Origin of the sequence: Pyxidicoccus trucidator (assembly GCF_010894435.1) — a bacterium.
Lineage (GTDB): Bacteria > Myxococcota > Myxococcia > Myxococcales > Myxococcaceae > Myxococcus > Myxococcus trucidator.
Window position 1 is genome coordinate 112,630 of sequence record NZ_JAAIXZ010000013.1, and the last position, 19,484, is coordinate 132,113.

Genomic DNA, 19,484 nt, shown 5'->3' on the forward strand with positions numbered 1-19,484 from the left:
GCCATGTCCCGAAGGTGGTCTCCTGTGGGGAGTGGACGCAAAGGCGCCAAGCCTGTCCGGGCCTCCCTCCAGGGCCGGGCAACCCCATCTGGAGTCCGGGGGCCCGCCCTCCTGCTCGAAAGGAAGGGCCCCGGCCCGCACCTTCCGCTTGACCGGACCGGGGACTGCTATCAATACTCCATCCGGATGAACGGATTGAGTCTCCACCGCCCGTGAACACCGCCCCCGCCATACTCGGCTGGATGACGTCGCTGGCCGACACGACACGGGTGCGCCTGCTGCGCCTGGTGGAGCGGCACGAGCTGACGGTGGTGGAGCTGTGCGCGGTGCTCCAACTTCCCCAGTCCACGGTGAGCCGGCACCTGAAGGTGCTCGCGGATGACGGGTGGGTGGAGTGGCGCCCGGAGGGCACCAGCCGGCTGTACCACATGGCGGTGGAGGGCCTGCCCCCGGCGGCCCGGCGCCTGTGGACGCTGACGCGCGAGCAGATGTCCCAGGTCATCGCCGCCGAGCAGGACGACCAGCGCCTCGCCCCCGTGCTCGCCGAGCGGCAGAGCCGCAGCCAGGCCTTCTTCTCCACCGCCGCGGGCAAGTGGGACAAGCTGCGCCGCGAGCTGTTCGGCGAGCGCTTCGACGTGCTCGGCCTGCTGGCCCTGCTGGAGCCGACGTGGCGCGTGGGCGACCTGGGCTGCGGCACCGGGCAGACGTCGGAGATGCTGTCGCCGTACGTGCGCAGGGTCATCGCCGTCGAGTCCTCCGCGGCCATGTTCAAGGCGGCGAGGGCCCGGCTGGGCAGCCTCACCAACGTCGAGCTGCACCGGGGTGACCTGCACGCGCTGCCCGTGGACGACGGCACGCTGGACGTGGCGCTGCTCCACCTGGTGCTGCACCACGTGGCGGAGCCGGCGGCCGTGCTGGCGGAGGCCGCGCGAGCGCTCGTGCCGGGCGGCCGCATCCTCCTCATCGACATGCAGCGGCACGAGCGCCGCGAGTATCAACAACAGATGGGCCATGTCTGGCTGGGCTTCGAGCCGGAGCAGCTCACCGGCTGGCTCACGGACGCCGGCTTCACCGACGTTCGCATCCACCCCCTCCCCGCGGCTGCCGAAGCCAAGGGGCCCGCGTTGCTGTCCGCCGTGGCGGTCCGCGGAAGCTGAAGCAGCATCTGAAACCCGTAGCTTTCCATTGGAGTCGAAGATGAGCACTGCGCTGAAGACGAAGACGACGGAGCGGCCGGCCTTCAAGGTGGCGGACCTGAGCCTGGCCGAGTGGGGCCGCAAGGAAATCATGCTGGCCGAGGACGAGATGCCCGGCCTGATGGCGCTGCGCGCCCGCTATGGCCAGACGAAGCCCCTCAAGGGCCTCAAGGTCATGGGCTCGCTGCACATGACGGTGCAGACGGCGGTCCTCATCGAGACGCTGTCCATCATGGGCGCCGACGTGCGCTGGTGTTCGTGCAACATCTTCTCCACGCAGGACCACGCGGCCGCCGCCGTGGCGGTGGGCCGTCCCGAGACGGGCGGCACGGTGGAGAACCCCAAGGGCACGCCGGTGTTCGCCTGGAAGGGTGAGAACCTGGAGGAGTACTGGTGGTGCACGGAGCAGGCGCTCATCTGGCCCGACGGCTCCGGCCCGGACCAGATTGTGGACGACGGCGGCGACGCCACCCTGCTGCTGCACAAGGGCCTGGAGTTCGAGAACGCCGGCAAGGTCCCCGACTTCAACGCCGCCTCCGAGCCCGAGGAGTGGGGCTTCATCATCGCGCTGCTGAAGGACCTGCAGAAGCGCGACGCGAAGCTGTGGCAGCGCGTGGCCCCCAAGGTGCGCGGCGTGAGCGAGGAGACCACCACGGGCGTGCACCGGCTGTATGAGATGCAGAAGGCCGGCACGCTGCTGTTCCCCGCCATCAACGTCAACGACAGCGTCACCAAGAGCAAGTTCGACAACCTCTATGGCTGCCGTCACTCGCTGGTGGACGGCCTGAACCGCGCCACGGACGTGATGCTGTCCGGCAAGGTGGCCTTCGTCTTCGGCTACGGCGACGTGGGCAAGGGCTGCGCCCAGGCGTTCAAGGGCCAGGGCTGCCGCGTCATCATCGCGGAGATCGACCCCATCTGCGCGCTGCAGGCCGCGATGGAAGGCTACCAGGTCGACACGATTGAGAACTGGGTGGGCAAGGCGGACATCTTCATCACCGCGACGGGCAACCGCGACATCGTCACCGCGGACCACATGTCGAAGATGAAGGACAAGGCCATCGTCGCGAACATCGGCCACTTCGACAACGAAATCGACATGGCGGGCCTGAAGAAGGTGGCGGGCATCAAGCACACCAACATCAAGGCGCAGTACGACATGTGGACCTTCCCGAAGGGGAACAGCGTCCTCATCCTCGCCGAGGGCCGCCTGTTCAACCTGGGCTGCGCCACGGGCCACCCGAGCTTCGTGATGTCCACCAGCTTCACCAACCAGTGCCTCGCGCAGCTGGAGCTGGCGACGAACCTCAAGACCTACGAGAAGAAGGTCTACACGCTGCCCAAGAAGCTGGACGAGGAGGTGGCGCGGCTCCACCTGGAGAAGCTGGGCGTCAAGCTCACCAAGCTCTCCGCGGACCAGGCCTCGTACATCGGCGTGCCCGTCGAGGGCCCGTACAAGCCGGAGCACTACCGCTACTAAGCGGCAGGTAGCGCCGGAGTGAGCAAGGCCCAGGCACCGAGTTCCGGTGTCCTGGGCCTTCGTGTATCCGCGGGTCGCTTTGAAGAGCGCTCACTGCGCCTTGTCCGCGGGGCTCTTCACCCGCCTGTCCGTGGCAATCCAGTTCACCTCCCAGGTCTTGCCTCCGTCCTCGGAGAACGCCTGCTCGAACCGACAGGAGTCCGGCGTGATGTCCGAGATGACGAATCGAACGAAGATGGCTCGGCCATTCAATGTTTCCTGGGCATAGAACTCGCCACGCCCGTTCTTGAAGCCACCGATGGTGGGGAGCGTCAGGGTGCCACCTGCGCTGTTGGCGAAGTTGAGGCTCCACTGGCGGGACTCGGGGTTGTAGAGGCGCAGCGACAACCCTTCGATGTGACCTGCGGGGCCACGGACATCGAGCTCCACGAGATTGGCGCGACCATTCCAGACCTTGCGCACCACCGTCGTGCCCTCGTATTCGACCCAGTCATTGGAGCCGGTCAAAGGACGCAGGCGGCGCTTCAGACGGGTCGTCCAGGTCCCCAGCTCCCAGTCGAAGTCCTGCTGCCCATCCCTCTTCGCGGGCTGTGGAGGTGGGGGTTTCTCCGCGCTGGCTGCCTGCTGTGCGCTCCCTGGAAGGGGTTGAAACGCGATGGCCAGGAGGGACAGCAAGAGAGCAGCTCGCAGAAGCCTGGGCGTATTCATGGGGACCCATGCTCGATGCCGCCTGTCACCGTCGCAATAGCCACTCCGGAGGTGGCTGACATGGCCACTTCCCGCAGCGGCGGCTCAATGTGTCGGGCGGTTGCGGCCGTAGGCCTGTTCGAGAATCGCGTCGCTCCCGAGGCGGCTCTCCTTCGCGGCCTCCACGTCCAGGCCCTCGCCGTGGCCGCGCCCGCGTCCCTCGAACACGATTCCCGCACCGTCGAACGAGGCGGTGCGCGGGCACGACGGCAGCTTCAGCCCCGAGCGCAGCAAGTCGCACGGCAACGAGCCCGCCGACTCGAACGTCGAGTCACCCTCCGTCCGCGTGAGGATGTACCGCGCACGCCCGCTCTCGAAGCGCAGTGACACCAGCGAGCGCCCCACCAGCCCCTCCACGTCCACGCGCGGGCGCACTTCCCGCCACGGCTCCTGCCCGCCCTGCGAGAACAGCAGCCACTCGTCCCACTTCAGTGGCGGCAGCCCCACTGCCTTCGCCTCGTCGCGCTGCACGCGCACGGTGCCTCGGAAGGCCTGACAGTGCGTCGTGTCGCAGACGGCGCGGCCCGGGTGCCGGCTGTGCCGCTCGTTGTGCGCAATCACCCGCGCCAGCGCCACGCGCGCTTCACCCTTCAGCGTCACGTCCTCCGCCACCACCACGCCCGCCGTGTATTGCAGGCGCGTGGTGCGGAACACGAAGTCGGAGCCCCGCCGCGCCTTCATCGCGCTCGGCGTCGTGGGCACGCCCGGAGGCGGCCGGTACGGCGGAGGCGGCGACCACGTGAAGACACCCGCGTAGTCCCGTCCCTCGGGCAGCTTCGGAAAGCGCACGCGCCAGGGAGCTCCCAGGCACACCGCCGCGCCACCTGACGCGAGCCCCTCCAGTCGCGTCCACTCCGTCGGCGCGGCGCGTGGCGTCCCACCGTCCACCGCGAAGCCCGCGCCCGGGCACTGCGCCTCCACGTCCCTCGCGGGCATCAGCCCTAGCACCTGCACACGCGCGGCCTCCAGCCCTGCCTGACGGCGCGCGCGGAACAGCAACTCCGGAATCTCCTGCGCGAAGTGTCGCGGCATCTTCCCCGGCCGCACCGCCACCAGCACCAGGTCCGCATCCACCGCCGCAATCCAACCGAACTGCGGCCGGCTCGCGGCATCTCTCACGGTGCCCGTCTTGGTGGCCACGCCCGCCAGCGCCTTCGACGCGGGCAACTCCGACAGCGTGCCGCGCGCCGCGTTGTCCCCCATCAGCGCCACCACGGCCGGCCGCGCCTCCGCCAGCAGTCGGTACGCCTGTGCCATGCCCCACGGCGACAGCGCCAGAGTGGAGCGCAGCCCAATCGCATCCGCCATGTCCGTCGGAGTCCCCGTCAGCCCCACCGCCTGCAGCACGGGCCCCCACGCGCCGAACGCCCTCGGCGCCGTGCCCGTCGCCGCCCAGTCCATGAAGTACCCGTTGCACGAGCGCAGCAGCGCGGTGCGCGCGTCCACCTTCGCGGGCAGGCCCGGCCCACAGGCCCACTCCTGCACGCCCGCGCGCGGCTTCAACACCGGATGCTCCGCTGCCGCCGCGTACACGAAGGGCTTCAGCGTCGAGCCATAGGGCAGCGCGCGCCGCACGTCGCCCTCCGACAGCAGAACCTCGCCCGAGTGCCGGCTCAGCACCACCGTGGTCGGCGCAGCCGCGCGCACCTCCACTCCCGCCAATTCGTCGATGGTCAGCGGCGCTACCCACCGCCCCCCGTCCTGGCACTGGCGCAGCCGGCGCGACAGCGCCTTGGGAAACCCCACCGACTCGTTCAGCAGCCGCGCCAGCGCCCGCCGCGCCCGGGGCGTGTCCACTGCCGGAGCCGACGCCACCTCCGACGCCGCGCGAGTCAGCGACTGGTAGGGCGAGTCCCGCCACGCCTCCAGCTCGCCGCTCACCGCGACGGAGAAGGCCTCGTGAAACAGCCGGTCCTCGCTGGCCTGCGGACAGGCCCACCAGAGGAACTGGTGCGCCAGCTCGTGCCGCAGCGCCACGCGCAGGCGCTCGTCCAGCACGCCCGGCGCGTTCTGCCGCAACTCCACCCGGCCCGGCCGGCCCTGCGCGTTGCGCTCGGGGGCCAGGGCCGTGCCGCGCTCCAGGAGGATGGTGCCCGGAGCCTTCGCCGGAGCCGTGCCGGCCTCCGCCACGTACCGGGCCTCCAGCGCCCTCCAGGCGGAGTCCGCCTCGCGGCGAAGCTCCGCCTCGGGCGTCACGTCACCGCGCGTGACGAAGGTGGGGGTGGCCGCGAGCACCGCGGCCACCGTGGCGGCCCACAGCATGGGCTACAGGTCGCCCGTGCCCTTCTTCGAGGGCACCACCTTCAGCGAGGCCGGGGCTGACCGCCCGTGGATGCTCGCGGCGTACATGTCCTCGATGCGCGCGGGAGGCGCGGAGAAGGTGCCCGGGAACTGCGCGCGCAGCACGTAGCCCACGGTGCGCGGGCTGTTGCTCCACCACGCCGGCTCCTCGAAGAAGAAGGTGGCGCGCTCCGGGTCCAGCACGCGGCGGCGGAGCGCCTCGGGGACCAGGGGCAGCGAGTGCGGAGGACCGCGGAACGCCTTGTCCTCCTGCAGCGCGACGAAGCCCGCGGGCACCGAGTCCTCCACCACGTAGTACGCCGAGCGCACGCGGCTCTCTCCGCGCGCATCCAGCGTCAGCTCCACGTAGACCTCCTCGCCCTGGGACACGGTGTCACCCGCCTCCAGCTTCACCTTCCCGCCCTCGCGCAGCACGTAGTAGCTGCGCTGGATGGACATGCCCTCCGCCTTCGGCTGCACCGCCGACAGCGGAGTGAGCGTGGTGGCCTGCAGCGTGGCCACGCCGTCGAAGCCGCCCACGTCCACCGTGCGCGTCCCCGGCTCCAGCACCGCGACGAGGCCCATGCCGCGCGGCGAGAACTTCACCGCGCTCTTCACACCCTTCACCTCCGGCGGCGTCATGCCCCGGAAGGCCTTCGCGTCGCGCTCCAGCAGCCACAGCGAGTGCAGCAGCGCGGTGCTCCGGTCGAACGTGGACAGGTCCGGCTCGGACAGCATCTCCAGGATGCGGCGGCGCGCGCGGGTGAGGTCCAGCGTGCCGAAGGACGCGGCATGCGCGGCGATGGCCGTCATGCCCACGCGGCGCAGCGGGAAGCGGAAGAACGCCTCGGACATCTCCATTTCCTGGCCCGGCTTGTACGCGGCCAGCTTCGCGAAGCCCTGCGAGCTCTGCGACACCAGCGAGTTGATGCGGGCCTGGAGCGCGGGCTCCTTCATGATGCCCGCCTTCTCCGCGGCCAGCACCGCCAGCGCCAGCGGGTACAGCTGCCCGCCTTCCGCGCCTTCCACCAGCGCGCGCACGCGGGCGGCCTGCTTCGGCCCCTCCAGCCGCGCCAGCACGTAGGCACGGGTGGCCTCGTACTCGGGCGGCAGGCCCTCCTGCGCCTCCAGCCAGCGCGAGCTGTCGATGATGCGCGGGTCATTGCGGTCCACCAGCCCCGCCTCCGCCGCGTAGGCCAGGCCGTCCAGGGCGATGAGCGTCAGCGGCAGGCTCGGCGTGTCGTAGCCGCCAAACCAGGTGAAGCCGCCGCCCTTCACGGAGAGGTTGAGGATGCGCGCGGTGCCCTGCACCGAGCGGCTGCGCGCCTCGGCCAGCAGCGCCTGCGTGTCCGTGTCCAGCTTCGCCAGCGCGCCCGCCTGCTGGAGCACCTGGTACACCGCCACGTTGGGCACGGTGGTGGACACCAGTTGCTCCAGGCAGCCGTACGGGTACGTGAGCAGCTCGCGCACGTTGGAGAGCGCCGCGTCGACAATCGACGGCTGGAGCACCAGCTCCACGCTTGCCAGCGTCGCCTCCTTCGGGGCCGGCACCTCCAGCGCGCCGCCGCCCCAGGCGCTCACCTTCACGGTGTCCTCCACCGCGGCCGGCTCCACCTGGAAGGACTTCCGGTCCTTGAGCGGGTCCTTGGCGCCCGTCACGTCCACCGTGAGCTGCGCGGCGCCCGTGCTGGTGGCCTTCAGCGTCACCGGCACCACCTTCTCTCCGCCCTTGGCCAGCTCCACCTTGTGCTGCGACTGGTCCGCCTTGAGCGAGCCCAGCGACGCCAGCTTCACGTCCAGCAGCTGGCTGCCCGGGGACTTCTCGCCCGCGGACAGGCGCACCGAGGCGAGCGCCTCGTCACCCTCGCGCAGGAACTGAGGCAGCGCGGCGTAGAGGTTGAGGCCGCCGCGCGTGGCGAACTCGGAGGTGCCCTCGCCGAAGCGGCCGGACGTGTCCGCCGCCACCGCCGTCACCACCCACAGCGTCTGGTTGGAGGGCAGCGTGAAGCGCACCGTGGCGCGGCCGTCCCGGTCCGTCACCACCACCGGGTCCCAGTGCGCGGTGTCCTTCTCCAAATCCTTCGCCTGGCGGCTGGGCGGTTTGATGGACGCGAAGGCATGGTCCGGCAGCCCCGCCATCTTCCGCGCCAGCTGCTCGCCGTAGCCGTAGCCCTGGAACTCGGAGGAGTAGAAGTTCGTCACGTTGTTGCGTGCCGGCGGGTAGAAGAAGTCCAGCACCTTGGGGCGGAACTCGGTCTGGATGGCGTAGACGGCCTTGTCCACCACGCCCACGGACAGCTGCGCCACGACGCCGCGGCCCTCGTGGTCCACCACGCGCACGTCCAGCGTCTGCTCGGTGAGCGGCGGGGCCTCCACGCGACGGGGCTGCACCTCCACCGTGAGGGTGCGCTCACGCGGCACCACGCGGAACGCCACCGTGCGCTCCTCCCAGCGGCCCGTGGCCGTGGGGTACGCGACGGACGCGTACACCGCGCTGCCGAAGCGCTTCTCCACGCTGAAGCTGTGCACCAGCGTGCGGCCCTTCAGCTCCACCACCTGCGTGTCATAAAGGCTGGCGCCCGCGAGCGTCACCCACACCGGGCCCGCATCACGGCCGCCGGGGCCCCAGCCGTCGGGCATCAGCGCCACCAGCCGAGCCGTGTTGCCCGGCTCCAGCACGCCGGACAGCGACGCCAGCGTGAGGTTGGGCACCTGCGCCACCGGCTCGTCCGCGCCGCCGATGACGAGCAGCGACTCCTCGCCCTCCCACTTCTCGCCCTTCTTGTCCTTCACCACCACGCGCGCCAGCACCGCGCCCACGTCGGACGTGGGCACCTTCTCGCGGTGCGTGCCGTCCGCCGCCGTGGTGAACGAGCGCTTGCCCAGGCTCTTCTCCTCGCCGTCCGGCTTGCGCGAGAAGAACTCCACCTCGCCCTGCGTGACGCCGTAGGGCTTGCCGGACAGCGTGGTGGCGCGCACCGACAGCGTCGCCTCGCCGCCCTTGGCCACCACCGCGTCTGAGTACCGCGCCACACCCAGGACTTCGACCTTGGAGAGGAAGAAGGCGGTGGTGGAGTTGGCGAACGTCTCCTGGTCATCGCGCGCGCGGATGGTGAGCGAGTACCGGTACGGAATCCGCTCCTCGCCCGCGGCCAGCGCCGGCACGGCCACTTCGATTTCCGCCTCGCCATTCACGTCGAAGGCGCTCGCGCTGGACCACGGGTCCTCGGTGGCGTCGCGCGCGGCGACGGAGGAGTAGAGCCGCTCGGGGACGCTCAGCTTGCCCTCCGTGCTGGAGCCCGAGCCGTACGTCACCGCGCTGCCCTGACCGCCCTTGCCGGCGTCATCCACCCACGCGGGCGCGTCCAGCAGGCTGCGGTAGAGGAACACCTCGTACTTCGCGCCGTCGGGCGTGCCACCGGCGTAGCGGCGGGCGCGCACCTTCACGCGCAGCGTCTCGCCGGGCACCACCGTCTCCGACGCCGGCTCCACCTCCAGATAGAACGTGGGCTTCACGTAGTCCTGCACGCGGGCCTCGCCCTGGTGCGGCTGGCCGTCGACTTCGGCCTCCACGCGCAGCACGCCGGTGCCCAAATCATCGGGCACCTTGAGCGTGCCGTGGAACGCGCCGAACTCGTCCACCGGAGCGCGCGTGCTGAGCGCGCGGCCTTCCTGCGAGATGAGCTTCACCGTCACCTCGCGCTTCTTCGGAGTGAAGAGGCGCGCGAGGAAGGTGTCCGGCTGGCGCACCAGCCCGCGGTACTTCACCTCGTGGCCCGGCTTGTAGATGGGCCGGTCGCTGTAGATGAACACGTCCGGCGCCACCGCCAGCGCGGAGTAGAAGTCCGTGTCCACAATCGCCGTGTCGCCGCCCGCCGAGGCCGTGGCGAGGATGCGCGGCTCGGACACCTCCAGCGTCACCTCACCCTTGGCGTCCGTCGTCCCCGTCGGGCCCTTGCCCTTGGGCAGGTACACCTGCACCTGGGCGCCCGCGCGCGGCTTCTGGTCTCTTCCCGCCACGCGCACCAGCACCTCGCCGTCGGTCTGCTTCAGCTGCACCGTCAAGTCACTGACGACGAGCACCACCTGCCCCTCCACCCGCCCCTGCACGAGTTGGAGCACGTAGGTGCCGGCCGGCAGCGGCGCGAGCACCACACGGCGCTCCTGGAAGCCGCTGCTCTCGCCGCCGGTGTTGAAGCCGGGGACGTTGAACTCGCGGTCCGCGCCGCCCAGGTCCAGGTTCAGCCACTGGCTGCGTGCCACGGTGAAGCCCGGGGGCACGCCCACCAGCTTCTTTGGCCCTTCGGCCACCTTGGCCAGCGGCTCGCCCGAGCCCGGCACGTCCGGCGGCTTGGGCAGCACGTCGCCCACTTCCGAGCGGAAGGACGGGTTGAGCGTGTCGAGCAACCACATGCCCGGCGCGCTGACGGCGTTGAGGCCCCGGCTGAGCGCGCGGCCCGGGTTGTTCAGCGTCGGCGGCGTCTGGTACGCGCGGCGCAGGTCACCCTGCGCGCGGATGAAGGCGTCCAGGTTGTCCGGCTTGAGGACGCGCAGCTCCACCGGGCCCTTGTCCTCGAAGGCCACGTCCACCGCGACGGGCTCCTGGCTGCCATAGGAGCGGGGCACGGTGATGTAGAGCGGCTTGGCGGCAGCCACGCCGGACAGCACCAGCGCGGCGAGCGCCGCGAAACGAGCAACACTCTTCATGACCCGAAACCTCCAGGAACCAGCGAATCGCCCTGCACGGTGCCGCGCAGGCCCAGGTACGGCAGCGACTCCAGGTCGCGCCGCGCCGCTTCGATTTCAGGGGGCGCCGCATTCGGCATCGGCGCGTTGCGCCCCACGCGGGACTCGGACAGGAAGCCGTCCATGGTGAGGCCGCTGAGCAGCCGTCCCGTATTCACCCCAAAGGCCACCGACGTGGGCGCGCGCAGCCCCGCCACCACCGGGCCCGCCGCGTTGAGCAGGTTGGGTGTCTTGCCCTCACACGCCTTGCGCAGCCGGTCCAGCTCGGCGGGGTTGGACGCCATCACCACGTGGTTGCAGAACTTGTCGGCCACCAGCCGGTTGTAGCCTCCGGAGAACAGCCCCTCCAGCGCGGCCCCGTCCTCGGTGCGGCCCCACAGCACGGCCATCTCCAGCGGCAGCGCCGAGTCCCCGCGCGGCGTCCACACCAGCGCCACCTGGCGCGTGCGCGTGGCGCCCTTGCCTCCGCCTTCCTTCCAGAACTCGCTCAGCGTTTCGGGCTCCAGCGACTCCGGCAGCTTGAGCTGGAGCGCCAGCAGCACCGGCGTCTCCTCGGGCACCAGCTTGAGCAGGTCATCGGACAGCGGCGCCGCGTCCAGGCGCGCGGGGCCATCCATGAGCTGGCCGGCGATGCCTCGGCCCACCAGCTTGTTGCCCTCCACGCCGAACTGGAGCCGCGCGCCCGGCGCGAGGCCGACGATGCTCGTCAAGAGCTGCACCTCGCGGCCGTACGCGTCCGGGTCGAAGCCCAGCTCCACGTCGACGTTGTCCGCGGCCTCCAGCGCCGGCAGCTCGGCACAGAGGCCCTGGAGCACCGCCACCGGGTGACGCGCCAGCACCATCCGGTCCGCCGAGCGCCCCGCCCACAGCGTCTGCTCCGCCACCAGCCAGCGGCTCATCTCATGCGTGCCGGGGACGCCGCCGGGGCAGCTCTCCGCCTTCATGCCGCCGCGGTTGGCCACGCCGTCCAGCGCGTCGAAGGCCGCCGTGGTGGTGTCTCCCGGCTTGGGGAGGATGAAGGCCGGCGTGCTCGCGCGCGCGTCACCGGCGAACCACACCACGCGGAACGGCGCGTCCAGGAGCTGGTTGGCGACGAGGTCCAGCACCGCGCCCTTGAACTCGCCCTTCAGGTCCTCGCCGGTGGAGCCGAGGAACGCGGCCCACCCGCCCACGAAGCCCTGGCCCAGCGGCTTGCCGAGCTGCTCCTTGAGCCACGCGTTGCCAGCCATCGCCTCGCGCACCTTGCCGGGGTGGTGCACGTCTACCCAGATGGCGGAGGGCGCGGAGGTGCCGGGCACCTCCATGGTGGTGACCTGGGTGTCGGGCATGCCCTCCACCTCGGCGCCCGCGCTGGCGGGGCCCGTTCGCTCACCCGTGACGAGCAGCGCGCCACCACCCGAGCCACCGGACTTCGCGCCACGGCGGCCCAGGAGGAAGCCTCCCGCGACGGCGGCGCCGACGAGGGCGGTGATGAGGCCGATGAGCATGGCCTTGGGAGGACCGCGCCGGGGAGGCGGGGCCGCCGGAGGAGGCGTGCCCGGAGGCGGGCTCGACGGAGACGTCATGGCATCCACTCCTTGAAGCGGAAGAAGCCGAGGAAGCCGGCGTTGTTCGGCACCGGGCGCCACTCCAGCGGCGCCTCGGTGGCAAGGTTGTGGAGGAGTCCGGTGCGCACCGCGGCGCCCTTCTCCCCCGGGTGGTAGACGACGCGAGCGGGCGCGTGGGCCCGGTCCTCCGGGCGCACCACCAGCATCAGGTGGAAGACGGTGCCGGAGTCGTGCTCCTGGCGGAAGGCGAGGATGTCGCCCGTGCGCAGCGCCTCGCGCGTGGCGTCGTCACGGCCCAGCGGCGTGAAGCTCTGGCCGAGCAGCGTCTCCGCGTCCGCGAAGTCCGAGGGCTGGCCGCGCTCGTTCTTCCACAGCGGGGTGGCGAGCCGCTCCGGGGCGACATTCTTGTACGCGACGCGGTAGGCGAAGCGGATGAGGCCCGCGCAGTCGCGCTGGTCCGGGTGCCATGCGGCGTCCTGCTTGCGAAGCTGCGCGAGCGCCACGCTCGCCACGTGCCGCCGCAGCAGCACGTCGCGCGTCTCGGGCGCGGGCGCCGCGGGTGCGGTCGCCTCCAGCAGCAGGAGCAGGGACAGGGCGAGCATGGGGGTGTGGGGACGCCGGTGGAGGCGCGAGCCTCAGTAGCCTTCGCCTTCGCCGCCGCTGTCGCCGCTGGTCTGAAGCTCCTTGAGGGCCTCCGCCAGGTTGGTGGGCCAGTCCGGGTGCTTGGGCTTGGGGTCCTGCGCGGGCACGTACACCTCGGCCTGTCCGTCGCCGAGCACGTTCACCCAGGCCAGCACGCGGGTGGTGCCCGGGGTGGCCAGCGGAATGCGCACCATGCGGCGGATTTCGTTCGGCGTGCCCTCGAAGAGCGCGAGGTTGAGGGTGGCCACGGTGTGGGCCTTGTCGCCGCTGGGCCAGTAGTTGGTGGCCACCAGGTACACGCCCTTGGGCGGCGCGCGGTGGATGTAGAGGTACGGGCCGTAGGCGGGCTGGTCGAAGTCACCGCCCTGCTCGTTGAGGAAGAAGGTGCCGCCGGAGGGGCTCTCGGTGTCGGCCCAGTACACGTGGGCCATCTCCCCCACCTGGAGCTGGTCACCGGCCTCGCTGGAGTCGGTGGGCTCGTAGATGTGCAGGTCGGTGTAGACGCCGTCGGTGTCGCTGGTGAGGACGACCTTGAAGGGGACGGGCGGAATCTGCGCGTAGCTCGTCGCCTGGGTGCGCGCGGTGCCGGCCTGGTTGGTGGCCATCACCGTGACGATGTTCTTCCCGCTGGCGGCGGGGAACTTGCGGCTGAAGCGACCGCCGTAGGTGCGCATGAGGTAGCGGTCGCCGTTGATGGAGACCACCACCGGGTCGATGGTGGTGTCGCTGATGGTGCCCTCGACGCGCATCATCCGGTCCACCGTCCAGCCGCCGGAAGGCGCGGTGAGGCGGACGGTGGGCAGCGTCTTGCCCTTGCCGATGGGCACGCCCTGCTGGCGCGGGTTGGCGGGGGCTGCGGGTGCTGCCTGGGACAGCAGCACGGCAAGGATGACGGGAAGCATCGCGCGTCCTTGTAGGAAGGAGGTCCGCTGGGGCGTCGGCGGGCGGACAGACTGCGGCAGCAGGGGGCTCCTTTTCAAGTCGCCTGCCAGCCGCCCTTCTGGGAGGTCTCAGAGGGGAGGCGTGGTTGGACCCCCTACGAAGCGTGGGCGGGAAGACACGCGGGGTGTGCGGGCCCGTGGCCCTGCTGCCACGTCGGGAGTCCGGGGGGACTCACGGAGTCTTCCCCCGTGGCCAGCAGTTCGGGCGCTGGCGGGCCCCGCGTCCAGGTGGAGCGTGGTTGCCCGCGGCTATGCTTCACCGGACTCCCTGCTGAAGCACGTCCCCTGAAGCCGAAGAGGTCCATCTCATGAGCTCTCCCGACAATTCCTCCAAGAAGGAGGGCGGACAGGCCGAATCCCTCACCGAGCGCGTCTGGGAGAGCCAGACGGGGTGGATTGTCCGTGCGCGTGAGCAGGGGCGACTCGTCGTCGACTTCGAGGGCAACACGGCGGGGCCGCTCGAGGCCCGCTCCACCGTGGAGCTGACGCCCGAGGAGCTGCGAACCGCCATTGCCGGCCGACGGCCGGTAGAGCTGCGCTTCGAGAACGGCGACCCCCACCTGCCCGTGGTGGTGGGAGTTGCCCCCGTCATCTCGCTGAATGACCTGCTCCAGAACCTCACGCGGCCTCAAGAAGAAGAGGAAGGCGCGGACGGAGCGCTCTCCGCCGAGGAGGAGGGTGTGCAAATCATCCAGGCAAAGGATGAGGTCATCATCCAGTGCGGCAAGGCCAGCATCACCCTGCGGCGCAACGGCAGAATCATCATCAAGGGTACCTACGTGGAAACCCATGCCGAGGGCGTCAACCGCATCAAGGGCGGCTCCGTCCAGGTCAACTGACGATGCCGGTCATCCCGGAAGTCCTCGAGGAACACCTGGACGAGGCCAGCTTCCACTGGCTGCGCTGGGAGAAGGCACTGCGCTCCTCCGAGCATGACCTGCCGGACACCGCCGCCCAGGAAGAGCGGCTGATGGCCCACCTGGACGGGCTCGTCGTCGCCGGTCCCGACGCGGAGCCGCTGTTGGTTCCAGCGCTCGACTCGGAAGAGCCGGGGCGCGTCGACGCCGCCGCCTTCGCACTGCTGGAGGGACACCCCAAGGGCGTGGACGAAGTGCTCGCGAGACTTCGCGCGGCCCCCCCGGCCCTCCGCCCGTCCCTCGAGCGCGCCCTGGAACTCGGATCCTCCAGGGAGCTCGATGCCCGTCTCGTCCCCCTGCTGGACTCAGACGACGCCGCGCTGGCAGCCGCCGCGCTGCGGGTGCTCACCGCTCGGGACGCCGTGCCTCCGGAGCCGCTGGAGCGGCTGCTCCGCCACGAGGTACCCGAGGTGAGAATGGCCGCGCTCGCCGCCATCGCGGGCTCCGCCCTGACCATGGCACCGGAGCGGCTGCTGCCAGGCCTGGCCTCCACACACTCCGGGATTCGGACGGCCACCGTGGAAGCGGGACTGACGCGGCACCTGCGGCCCGCCCTGGCCACCTGCCGCGACCTGCTCGGGGCGGAAGCAGCGGAAGCCCGCGAGGCGATGCTGCTCCTGGCGCTGGGTGGGGCCGATGCGGACGTCCTGCTCTTGGAGGAGCGAGCCGAAGCTCCCGGGCAGCGCGCGGACGCCCTCTGGGCCCTGGGCTTCACCGGCCATGTGCGCGCCGCCGAGGTCGCCCTGCGGTGGATGGAGGACAAGTCGGTCGCGCGCCTCGCGGGCGAGGCCTTCTCCGCCATCACCGGGTTGAAGCCGAGCGGGCCGTACGCCTTGCCTCCGGAAGAGGAAGCCGTCGAGGAGGAGGAAGACCTCGACGCCGACCTCGTCCCCGGCCCCGAGGCCGCGCTTCCCCGGCCAGCTGCGCGGGCTGTCCAGGCCTGGTGGAAGCAGCACGCCTCCCGCTTCCAGCGGGGAACGCGCTACCTGGAGGGCCGCCCTCTCGACGCGGCGGCGCTGCTGGGTGCCCTGGAAGGCGGCTCCATGCGGCGGAGGCACGTGCTGGCCCGGGAGCTCGCCATCCGGAGCCGGGGAAGCCACCGGGTGCGCACCCTCGGCCCCACGTGGCGGCAGGACGAGGACCTCGCGCGAGCCCGGGGCGCTGGCGCCAGACTCGACATGCGGCCGTGGAATCGGCTGATGGGATAGCTCACCACCGACATGCTCCAGGTCCTCCGAGACATGCCGTTCGTTCCAGGCCTCTTCCTCTTCCCCGACGAGAAGGGCGTGGAGACGCTGTACGCGGTGGTGAAGGCCACCTTCTCACTGCACGGCGACACCCTGCGCGTCGCGGAGGAGCAGGCCCCCATCCTCGCCGCCGATGAGCACTGGGGCGCACCGGAGACCTCCAGCCTCAAGTACGCCAGCGAGGCACATCTGCGGAAGCCCGGCACCGACGTGGTGCTGGTGGGGGCGGCGCATGCCCCTGGTGGCAAGCCGGTGTCCACGTGCCTGGTGTCCGTCGCGGTGGGGCCGCTGAAGAAGGTCCTTCAGGTCTTCGGTGAGCGCGTCTGGACAGGAGGGTTGCTGTCGCCTGGCCCCTCCCGGCCCGAGCCCTTCGTGAAGATGCCGCTCATCTACGAGCGGGCCTTCGGTGGCCTCCACGTGGTGGACGCGAAGGCGGGGCGCGTGCTGGGCGAGCCTCGCAACCCCGTCGGCCGGGGCTTCCGGGGCAAGAGCGCCGCCTCGGAGATGCTCGGTCAGCCGCTGCCGAACGTGGAAGACCCGGGGGCGCTCATCGGAAGCATCTCGGACACGCCCGCTCCCATGGGGGTGGGTTTCGTGGCGCCGGGCTGGGAGCCCCGGCGTTCCTTCGCCGGCACGTACGACGAGGCGTGGCAGCGGCGGCGCGCCCCGTTCCTCCCCGTGGACTTCAAGCCTGAGTTCTTCCGGGCCGCCTCGGCGGGACTGGGGACGCCGTCCTTCCTGCGTGGTGGCGAGCCGGTGCACCTGGTGAACGTCTCGCCCCGGGGCGTCCACCGCTTCGCCCTGCCCCGCTGCGGGCTGGACGTGCGGCTCACCATCGCCGGAAGGAGCTCTCCCCTGGAGATGCGGCTGGAGACGGTGCTGCTCGAGCCCTCGGAGTCCCGGGTCTGCCTGCTGTGGCGAGGGGCACTGGCGTGTGACAAGAAGGTGCTCCAGGTGGAGGAGGCCGTCTTCCGGCTGGACTCCCTGGAAGGCGCCGCGGGCTGAGCGCTTCCAGGAGCGGGGGCACGGAATGGCGACACAGCGGGTGGACATCCTGGCAGTGGGAATGACGACGCCGGTGGGCCTGAGCGCGCAGGCCACCGCCGCGGCCGTCCGCGCGGGCATCACCCGCACCCGGGAGTCCACGGTCCACCTCAGCGCATGGGACGGGCAGCGCCTGGGGCTGGTGGACGAGCGTCACCTGCACCCGCTCGCGCCCGCACTCGAGAAGACTGCGACAGGCCTCTCCGACCGGCATCGCCGGATGCTGCGGCTGTCCACGCTCGCCTTCAGGGAGTTGCTGGCGACCTGGAAGCCCTCTGCGCCGCCGCCGCTGATGCTGGCGCTGCCCGAGCCTCCGCCTCAGGGGATGATGGACCCCGTCGGCCCGGGCTTCCTCGCCCACCTCGGGCAGCAGACCGGCGTCGGGTTCGACGCGGGGAAGAGCCGCGTGTTCCGCCAGGGCCGGGCTGGGGGCCTGCTGGCGCTGGAGGCGGCGCTCGCGTTGCTGGCCTCGCGGCAGGTGGACTGCGCCTACGTGGGAGGCGTGGATACGTACCTGGACCTGGGCCTGCTCGGCCGGCTGGACGTGGAGGAACGCCTGCTCTCGGAGGGGCGTGCGGAGGGCCTCATCCCCGGCGAGGGCGCCGCATTCCTGCTTCTCACCACGCCGAAGCACACCCAGTCACTCGGACTGGAGCCGCTGGCCCACCTGCTGGGAACGGGCACCGGCAGGGAGAAGGGTCACCTCTACAGTGACTCGCCACACCTGGGCGAGGGGCTGACTGACAGCCTCCACACCCTGTTCGCCACGGTTCCCCGGGAGCTGCCGAAGGTGGAGACCGTGTACGCGGGCATGACGGGTGAGCGTATCTGGGGCAGGGAGTGGGGCATTGCCTACCTGCGCAACCGCGACCGGCTCCAGGAGAAGTACCGCATCGAGCACCCGGCGGAGTACCTCGGAGACCCGGGCGCGGCGCTCGGGACGCTGATGGTGGGCCTGGCGGCACTGGCGCTCCACAAGGGCTACCGCAAGGGGCCCTGCCTGGTGTGGTGCGGCTCGGACCGGGAGGAGCGGGGAGCGGCTCTGGTACACTCCTACTGAGCACGAGGAGCCGACATGCCTGTCTTCGCCAATGGCCGCGGCATCGCCCACGCCGGGACTTCGGGGATGAGCACCGTCCTGCCAGATGTCTGCAAGACACCATCACCGGCGGGCCCGGTTCCCATCCCCTATCCCAACATCGCGAAGTCCTCGGACACCGCGAAGGGGCCCAAGTCCGTCACCATCGAGGGGAACATGCCCGCGGTGAAGGGCGCGCAGTACCAGACCTCCACGGGCGACGAGGCCGGCTCGGCAGGCGGCGGGGTGATGAGCAGCTCCACCAAGGGCCCCGCTGAGTTCATGATGTATTCGTTCGACGTGAAGTTCGAAGGGAAGAACGTGTGCCGGCTCGGCGACCCGCTCTTCCACAACAAGAAGAACACGATGGGTTAGGCCGCGCCCGGCGTCACGGCGTTCCTCCACGAGGTCGACAGATGACACACCTGATGGAGCCCGCGCTCGTCAACATGCCCGGCGCCAGCAAGGACGTGCACGACAAGAACTGCGTCTTCTGCAAGGACGCGAAGGCCAAGGGCACGGAGTCCTTCATCGGCGCGGACAACAACCCGAGCACCCTGGAGACACGGCTGACCGCGCAGCGCGTGCCGCGCCGTACGTTCACGCACCGCAAGCACGGCGCCTTCTCCTCCGAGCCCCATCATTTGATGCCCGGTAACGAAGCGCTCAAGGGGCATCCCGTCGAGAAGTGGCTCGCCACCCGGGCCTCGGGCTCGGAGGTCGAGGCGGATACCGGCTTCGACATCAACTCGCACTTCAACGGCGTCTGGCTGCCGTCCGTGCCCGTGAGCTTCGTCGGAGTGTCGGGTTGGAGCTGGCTAGACCCGGACTGCCAGCAAATGGCCATCGACCTGATGATGACGGTTTGCCTCCAGTTCCATAAAGGCAACCACACCAACAAGGGAGGCCTCGACAGGGCCAGCTCCCAGCCGGACCGGTGCTACATCAATATGGTGGAGGAGCGGCTCGATGACGTTGTCGAGCATGTTGATGAGTGGGTGGACAAGTTCTGCCCCGTCGCGAAGAAGGCCAAGAAGAAAAAGCGGCCACCGCCTTTCTTCCTCAATGATCTGCTCTATCGCTACGTGTCCGCCTACATGATGAAGGAGGTTTCCGGCGCTCCAGAAAAGTGGAAGGTCTTCATCTCGCGCGTCGCGTTCGCAGCAAGCGAAAAGGCTAAAGCAAAGTCCAAGAAGCGACCGAGGGCCGCGAGTTCGTCGGCCAGCAAGCGCCCAAGAAAATGAGCACGAGCGGGGCCACCAGCCCACGCCCCATCCCTGCTCCCTCGCAAGTCATGTACTACCAACTGCGTCCCACACCGGTCCTCGAAGGCGTCTACGACGTCAAGCACCCGAACCTGGAGGTGCGGTGGCTTTCAGGCAGGCCCATCTCCGACGCCCTGCCCAATCCCATCGAGCTCGAGCTGGATGACCGGTTCGGCACGCGGATGGCCGACATCTTCATTCGCGGCATCCTGGTGATGAGCGACCGACTGGTGGCCGCACTCCATCGCGCCGGGGTCACCAACCTGCAAACCTTCCCGGCCGTCCTCACCGACTCCCAGCGCGGGCTGCGCCTGCCCGGCTTCCAGGCCGTGCAGATTCTGGGTCGCATCAAGG

At 70.4% G+C, this 19,484-nt stretch carries 15 protein-coding genes; 9 read left to right on the top strand and 6 right to left on the bottom strand.

What is annotated here, in order from left to right:
- Positions 1-212 precede the first annotated feature (212 nt).
- A complete protein-coding gene (locus tag G4D85_RS31765) occupies positions 213-1,157 on the top strand; it encodes an ArsR/SmtB family transcription factor (protein ID WP_240359609.1) in 945 nt (314 codons plus the stop codon).
- 40 nt (positions 1,158-1,197) lie between these two features.
- Entirely contained in the window at positions 1,198-2,676 is a 1,479-nt protein-coding gene (gene ahcY, locus G4D85_RS31770; protein WP_164017806.1) for an adenosylhomocysteinase, read from the top strand.
- Positions 2,677-2,766: 90 nt separating this feature from the next.
- On the opposite strand, the gene G4D85_RS31775 is transcribed toward ahcY, so the two are convergent.
- The 6 genes from G4D85_RS31775 to G4D85_RS31800 form a co-directional block, all read right to left on the bottom strand.
- Complete coding sequence (locus tag G4D85_RS31775) at positions 2,767-3,351, bottom strand: hypothetical protein (protein ID WP_240359610.1); 585 nt, start codon at positions 3,349-3,351, stop codon at positions 2,767-2,769.
- 117 nt (positions 3,352-3,468) lie between these two features.
- Positions 3,469-5,685, bottom strand: a complete 2,217-nt coding sequence (locus G4D85_RS31780; RefSeq protein WP_164017808.1) for a hypothetical protein — start codon at positions 5,683-5,685, stop codon at positions 3,469-3,471.
- Positions 5,686-5,688: 3 nt separating this feature from the next.
- A complete protein-coding gene (locus tag G4D85_RS31785) occupies positions 5,689-10,410 on the bottom strand; it encodes an alpha-2-macroglobulin family protein (RefSeq protein ID WP_164017809.1) in 4,722 nt (1,573 codons plus the stop codon).
- Entirely contained in the window at positions 10,407-12,014 is a 1,608-nt protein-coding gene (locus tag G4D85_RS31790) for a hypothetical protein (protein WP_240359611.1), read from the bottom strand. The genes G4D85_RS31785 and G4D85_RS31790 overlap by 4 nt, the downstream gene beginning before the upstream one ends.
- Positions 12,011-12,598 (bottom strand): DUF1175 family protein, encoded by a 588-nt coding sequence (locus G4D85_RS31795; RefSeq protein WP_164017811.1) that lies wholly within the window; start codon positions 12,596-12,598, stop codon positions 12,011-12,013. The genes G4D85_RS31790 and G4D85_RS31795 overlap by 4 nt, the downstream gene beginning before the upstream one ends.
- Positions 12,599-12,631: 33 nt before the next feature.
- Entirely contained in the window at positions 12,632-13,540 is a 909-nt protein-coding gene (locus tag G4D85_RS31800; RefSeq protein ID WP_164017812.1) for a DUF2135 domain-containing protein, read from the bottom strand.
- Positions 13,541-13,887: 347 nt separating this feature from the next.
- On the opposite strand from G4D85_RS31800, the gene G4D85_RS31805 reads away from it, so the two are divergent.
- The 7 genes from G4D85_RS31805 to G4D85_RS31835 all read left to right on the top strand — a co-directional run.
- Entirely contained in the window at positions 13,888-14,418 is a 531-nt protein-coding gene (locus tag G4D85_RS31805; RefSeq protein ID WP_164017813.1) for a DUF6484 domain-containing protein, read from the top strand.
- Positions 14,419-14,420: 2 nt separating this feature from the next.
- Complete coding sequence (locus G4D85_RS31810; protein ID WP_164017814.1) at positions 14,421-15,704, top strand: TIGR02270 family protein; 1,284 nt, start codon at positions 14,421-14,423, stop codon at positions 15,702-15,704.
- 12 nt (positions 15,705-15,716) lie between these two features.
- Positions 15,717-16,748, top strand: a complete 1,032-nt coding sequence (locus G4D85_RS31815; protein WP_164017815.1) for a DUF2169 family type VI secretion system accessory protein — start codon at positions 15,717-15,719, stop codon at positions 16,746-16,748.
- 25 nt (positions 16,749-16,773) lie between these two features.
- Positions 16,774-17,847, top strand: a complete 1,074-nt coding sequence (locus G4D85_RS31820; protein WP_164017816.1) for a hypothetical protein — start codon at positions 16,774-16,776, stop codon at positions 17,845-17,847.
- A 15-nt stretch (positions 17,848-17,862) separates the two neighbouring features.
- Positions 17,863-18,240, top strand: a complete 378-nt coding sequence (locus G4D85_RS31825; protein WP_164017817.1) for a DUF4150 domain-containing protein — start codon at positions 17,863-17,865, stop codon at positions 18,238-18,240.
- A gap of 41 nt (positions 18,241-18,281) precedes the next feature.
- The gene (locus G4D85_RS31830) at positions 18,282-19,109 is read left to right on the top strand and encodes an AHH domain-containing protein (protein WP_164017818.1); all 828 of its coding nucleotides are present in this window, start codon (positions 18,282-18,284) and stop codon (positions 19,107-19,109) included.
- Positions 19,106-19,484: hypothetical protein (locus tag G4D85_RS31835; protein WP_205525801.1), on the top strand; the 379-nt coding region annotated here is incomplete at its 3' end. The genes G4D85_RS31830 and G4D85_RS31835, both read left to right, overlap by 4 nt.

Coding starts and splice junctions, on each gene's coding strand:
- ahcY (WP_164017806.1), top strand. CDS start 1,198: ATGAGCACTGCGCTGAAGACGAAGACGACGGAGCGGCCGGCCTTCAAG.
- G4D85_RS31790 (WP_240359611.1), bottom strand. CDS start 12,014: ATGACGTCTCCGTCGAGCCCGCCTCCGGGCACGCCTCCTCCGGCGGCC.
- G4D85_RS31795 (WP_164017811.1), bottom strand. CDS start 12,598: ATGCTCGCCCTGTCCCTGCTCCTGCTGCTGGAGGCGACCGCACCCGCG.
- G4D85_RS31800 (WP_164017812.1), bottom strand. CDS start 13,540: ATGCTTCCCGTCATCCTTGCCGTGCTGCTGTCCCAGGCAGCACCCGCA.
- G4D85_RS31780 (WP_164017808.1), bottom strand. CDS start 5,685: ATGCTGTGGGCCGCCACGGTGGCCGCGGTGCTCGCGGCCACCCCCACC.
- G4D85_RS31830 (WP_164017818.1), top strand. CDS start 18,282: ATGACACACCTGATGGAGCCCGCGCTCGTCAACATGCCCGGCGCCAGC.
- G4D85_RS31815 (WP_164017815.1), top strand. CDS start 15,717: ATGCTCCAGGTCCTCCGAGACATGCCGTTCGTTCCAGGCCTCTTCCTC.
- G4D85_RS31785 (WP_164017809.1), bottom strand. CDS start 10,410: ATGAAGAGTGTTGCTCGTTTCGCGGCGCTCGCCGCGCTGGTGCTGTCC.
- G4D85_RS31825 (WP_164017817.1), top strand. CDS start 17,863: ATGCCTGTCTTCGCCAATGGCCGCGGCATCGCCCACGCCGGGACTTCG.
- G4D85_RS31810 (WP_164017814.1), top strand. CDS start 14,421: ATGCCGGTCATCCCGGAAGTCCTCGAGGAACACCTGGACGAGGCCAGC.
- G4D85_RS31820 (WP_164017816.1), top strand. CDS start 16,774: ATGGCGACACAGCGGGTGGACATCCTGGCAGTGGGAATGACGACGCCG.
- G4D85_RS31805 (WP_164017813.1), top strand. CDS start 13,888: ATGAGCTCTCCCGACAATTCCTCCAAGAAGGAGGGCGGACAGGCCGAA.